Here is a 3,983-nt window from a genome sequence, read left to right on the forward strand (position 1 = left end):
GCCATCGCGGGACTGAATGTGGAGGGGCTGAAGAAAAACGCGCGGGATATCAGTCTGCTGAGGTATATGCCGGCCTGACACAGGCTAAGTGTGCCCGGGAATCGGTGCAAGTATAAAAAACAGCCTGTTGCGGTATAAGAATCGACCATGCAGAGAGAGAAAACACCGGAGTGGAGGGAAAAGCAGAAAAGCTCACGTGGCATAAGGCGTGGACAGCGGTATCGTCTGGTTTTTCAATTTCCTATACGTGTACCATTCTGGCGGCAGCAGGTTTACTGGCCAGCACCAGAAAATCATATAACCGCGCCAAATCAGAAAGCGCCTTACTGGTCCACTTCTGTTCCATCAGCGTGGCACCGGTAACGGATTGTCAGTACTGAGGCTGTCCGCCCAGGCCTGTACAGCCTGATGGTCGATAATCTGTCCGGATGGACCAGCGGGAGCATTTGAACAGAAACTTACGGTTTTGCTCTTTCGGTAGGCTCAGTACCGTAAGGTTCTCCATCAACAAAATAAGTACCATTAGGTAATACGTGTTTATAGGGCAGTAATGATATATGGGCTAATACGTCATCATCAATAACCTCACCATTTTCACGTAACCCTTCAACAATATTGCTTATTCTTGATGTATTCCAGTACAGGATTGCATTCGATACCAGACTCAGGGCGCTGGCCTTATTCATGATTTCTTCGTAATCACCGGTCGTGAATTCACCCTGATTTGCAAAAAAGATCCATCGGGGTAATTTATGTCGATATTCGCCTTTATTGAGCTGAAGCTCGAGTAGGCAGCCTGACGGCTGCGGCTTGTCATGGTCTGCAATTACCGTTATAAAAACAGGCAATGTCATTGTCTTTCAGGTGGTTATATGGCCCGTTCAGCTAAACCCCGTAAACGTAAACCCGCCTCTCAAAGAAGCGAACTTCCCCGCTATGTCTGAAGCTTCACGAAGATGATTTTTTTGACGAAGAAGACGCAGAAGTTCTGCGCTTTGATAGTTTTGATGATGCCGTTGAGTGTTGCGCAGACCTGAATATTCCGTTCTTTGTGGATGCCGGAAACAAAAAACTGGTCTTCTGGTTTGTACGTGTTGATGACGAAGGGTATCCGGAAATTGCCCGCTGCACGGAGCGGGAATTTGCGACCATTCTTTCCGGTATCAGCGCCGGCGGTATGTACTGCCCGGAGTGTGGCACGGTTCACTGGCCGGACGGAGTCGCCCCGCCCTTCTGATGCTTCCCCGTTTTGCCGATATCTTTCAGCAGGGAAACCGCTGGCTTAACTGGCTGGAGAAGCAGCCGGAAGGGGCAGTACGTCCGGTGGTGATTGAGTCGGTGACCAAAATCATGGCGTGCGGGACCACACTGATGGGGTATACACAGTGGTGCTGTTCATCACCGGACTGTTGCCATACAAAAAAGGTCTGCTTCCGGTGTAAAAGCCGCTCCTGCCCGCACTGCGGGGTGAAGGCTGGCGCACAGTGGATACAGTATCTGCTGAGCCTGGTCCCCGACTGCCCATGGCAGCATATTGTGTTCACGTTACCCTGCCAGTACTGGTCCCTGGTGTTCCACAACCGGTGGTTGCTGGCAGAGATGAGCCGCATTGCAGCGGATGTGATACTGGAAATCTGCCATCAGGCAGATGTGGAGCCGAGGATATTCACGGTGATCCACACATGGGGGCGTGACCAGCAGTGGCATCCGCATATCCATTTATCGACAACTGCCGGTGGTGTGACGTCGGGCCACACCTGGAAAAATCTTCATTTTTACGCCCGTAAGGTGATGAGCATGTGGCGCTACCGGATAACACGGTTACTGTCACGGAAATACCCTGACCTGGTGATGCCGGATGCGCTGGCAGCAGAAGGAAGCAGTAAACGGGAATGGAATCGCTTCCTGGACACGCATTACCGCCGTGGCTGGAATGTCAACGTATCCCGGGTGATGGATAATGCCACCCATGTGGCGGTGTACTTTGGCTCTTACCTGAAAAAGCCACCGGTGCCGGTGAGTCGTCTGGAGCATTATGCCGGTCAGGATGAAATCGGACTGCGTTACAACAGTCACCGAACAAAACGGGAAGAATACCTGTTGATGAGTGGAGATGAGTTCATGGAAAGGTTCTCCTGGCATGTGGCGGATAAGGGGTTCCGTATGGTGAGGTACTACGGTTTTCTGAGTCCGGCGAAACGGCGGTTACTGGAAGAAGTGGTGTACATCATAACGGAGACAGTGAGAAAAACGGCGATGCAAATCACCTGGAGAGGGATGTATCAGAGGTTACTGAAGGTTGACCCGCTGAAGTGCGTGCTGTGCGGGAGTCAGATGCGTTTTACGGGGCTGAAGCGGGGCTACCGTCTGGCAGAGCAGGTCCTGATGCATGAGCCGCTGGCCCGGATGCGGTGGTGCGGCTGAGAGCCGCAGAGGGTAAGTAGCGTCCATTTTGAGGGAAACGGAGCAAAAAACCGCCATTCATACCCTGAATCAATCAGAGCCATCCAGTTTAATCGTCGGTTCCGTTCATATGAGCAAAAGTGGTGTTGAAGAAACATCCGTTTTGTGGTGTTTTTTAATCTTTTTGGGGTTTTAATTCCTATCGATGAACGGAAGACGTTCAGCATAATCCCCCGGAACAGCGTTTCCTCATTCAGCGGGGCAAGGATAAAGGGGTCCGCTTGGAATTCGGAAATTTTCCCACGCTAAGAGAATTGAGCTAACGAGTGGTTACGTCCAGGCCAGCTAACTCACTGAACGTAAAGGCTGTACGAAATGTTCTGACCGTCCGATAACCGTCTGGCTTACTTCCGTACATTCCCTTGCGTGGATGTACAGAATTGTACGATTTAGGACACCAAAACCGCTGTTATCCCGCCATCTTGGCGATTCCTGAAAGTCATTTATCTAAAAAATAGTCTTAACGTGGTTTATTTTCCGAATTCCAAGCGGACCCCTCAATAGACAGCGTGAATATCGATGGTTGCGCCACAGGCATGAGCATATTTTGTCAAAGTTTTCATGCTGGCCCCTAAAGGGTTACTTTCCAGGCGACTGATGGCTGACGGGCGTAACCCCATTCGTTCGGCCAGTGCTGACTTTGTTAATCCCGCTTTTTCTCTCATTTCGTATAACATTTCCACCATCTCCAGTTCTTTGTCAGCATCCTCATACCCTTTGACAGCTTCTGGAGTACTGAGTAGTTTTTGCTTTACCTGGCTGAATGGAACACCTTTTACTTTCATCAGTTCATCTCCTTCAGACGCATCCTGGCAATTTCAATAGCTTTCGTTGGTGTCTTTTGCGTTTTTTTCACAAATGCATGCAGCAGATAGATTTCGTTACCCGTTGCATAAGCGTACAGTGTCCTTGCGATATTTTTATCCCCGACTCTCAGTTCAAAAAGCCCTCCGCCAATTACACGGCTGTGAGGCATTTTCATTTTGTTACCTTCCTGTTCCAGCCGTTCAATCAGTCTGGTCATACGACCACGCAGATTGTCTGGTAATTCTAGAAGTTCATCCAGTGCGGCCGGGTGAGTAATCACATTAAACATATTATAGCCTCCAGAATGACAAAATACACTAAAACAGGAAAATTGCGCAAACAGTAAATTTCATCAATAAATGAAAATACACTCTGAGTTCGGAGGGGGGCAACTGGAGAAGAGGGATTTTTTGATGCCGCGTTAGCGGCATGGAAGGCGGCACTCCGTTGTTGCATATGGCACAGGAGTAAAACCGCCGAAGCCCGGCGTAAGCCGGTACTGATTGACAGATTTCACCTTACCCCCGTTACTTTATTCGTACCCCTTATAATGGGGTGTTAGCCAGCCAGACCCGGCATGATTACTGCCCCCAGTCGTCCATGATCCGGGGGGTGATGTCACCGGGTCTGGTGGGGCGCTGGTAACCGCTAATAGGGGTCAGGTCAGGCACTTTTGCCGGGACCGTCTGTAACGTGGATGCCGGTACCTGCTC

5 protein-coding genes and 4 pseudogenes are annotated in these 3,983 nt (G+C 50.1%); 2 read left to right on the top strand and 7 right to left on the bottom strand.

From position 1 onward, the window contains the following. A partial coding sequence (locus tag BHE85_RS27460; protein WP_242412314.1) for a hypothetical protein occupies positions 1–78 on the top strand: 78 nt, incomplete at its 5' end. A gap of 172 nt (positions 79–250) precedes the next feature. Here BHE85_RS27460 and BHE85_RS11695 read toward each other — a convergent pair. The 4 genes and pseudogenes from BHE85_RS11695 to BHE85_RS26420 all read right to left on the bottom strand — a co-directional run. Then, positions 251–346 (bottom strand): annotated as a pseudogene (locus BHE85_RS11695) (type II toxin-antitoxin system RelE/ParE family toxin); the annotation flags it as partial. Beyond that, positions 346–429, bottom strand: a pseudogene (locus BHE85_RS11700) (CopG family transcriptional regulator); the annotation flags it as partial. The pseudogenes BHE85_RS11700 and BHE85_RS11695, both read right to left, overlap by 1 nt. A gap of 29 nt (positions 430–458) precedes the next feature. Next, positions 459–788: pseudogene (locus BHE85_RS11705) on the bottom strand (Tn3 family transposase); the annotation flags it as partial. 146 nt (positions 789–934) lie between these two features. After that, entirely contained in the window at positions 935–1,207 is a 273-nt protein-coding gene (locus tag BHE85_RS26420) for a transposase (protein ID WP_069673498.1), read from the bottom strand. A gap of 29 nt (positions 1,208–1,236) precedes the next feature. Between BHE85_RS26420 and BHE85_RS11715 the strand changes: the two genes are divergently transcribed. Next, positions 1,237–2,424: an IS91 family transposase gene (locus tag BHE85_RS11715; RefSeq protein WP_024258531.1), complete on the top strand. Its 1,188-nt coding sequence runs from the start codon at positions 1,237–1,239 to the stop codon at positions 2,422–2,424. Here the strand turns inward: BHE85_RS11715 and BHE85_RS28230 are convergent. The 3 genes and pseudogenes from BHE85_RS28230 to BHE85_RS11735 all read right to left on the bottom strand — a co-directional run. Beyond that, positions 2,361–2,675, bottom strand: a pseudogene (locus tag BHE85_RS28230) (hypothetical protein); the annotation flags it as partial. The gene BHE85_RS11715 and the pseudogene BHE85_RS28230 overlap by 64 nt on opposite strands. Positions 2,676–2,960: 285 nt before the next feature. Beyond that, entirely contained in the window at positions 2,961–3,248 is a 288-nt protein-coding gene (locus BHE85_RS11730; protein WP_000865087.1) for a helix-turn-helix domain-containing protein, read from the bottom strand. Further along, on the bottom strand, positions 3,248–3,559 hold the full coding sequence (locus tag BHE85_RS11735) for a type II toxin-antitoxin system RelE/ParE family toxin (RefSeq protein ID WP_000483533.1): 312 nt from the start codon (positions 3,557–3,559) through the stop codon (positions 3,248–3,250). Before BHE85_RS11735 ends, BHE85_RS11730 begins: the two co-directional genes overlap by 1 nt. Positions 3,560–3,983: the final 424 nt, after the last annotated feature.

Source organism: Shigella sp. FC1567 (assembly GCF_001743015.1).
Classification (GTDB): Bacteria; Pseudomonadota; Gammaproteobacteria; order Enterobacterales; family Enterobacteriaceae; genus Escherichia; species Escherichia coli.

Excerpts from the sequence above, each read along its gene's own strand:
- BHE85_RS11715 (WP_024258531.1), top strand. The coding sequence starts at position 1,237 with ATGCTTCCCCGTTTTGCCGATATCTTTCAGCAGGGAAACCGCTGGCTT.
- BHE85_RS11735 (WP_000483533.1), bottom strand. The coding sequence starts at position 3,559 with ATGTTTAATGTGATTACTCACCCGGCCGCACTGGATGAACTTCTAGAA.
- BHE85_RS11730 (WP_000865087.1), bottom strand. The coding sequence starts at position 3,248 with ATGAAAGTAAAAGGTGTTCCATTCAGCCAGGTAAAGCAAAAACTACTC.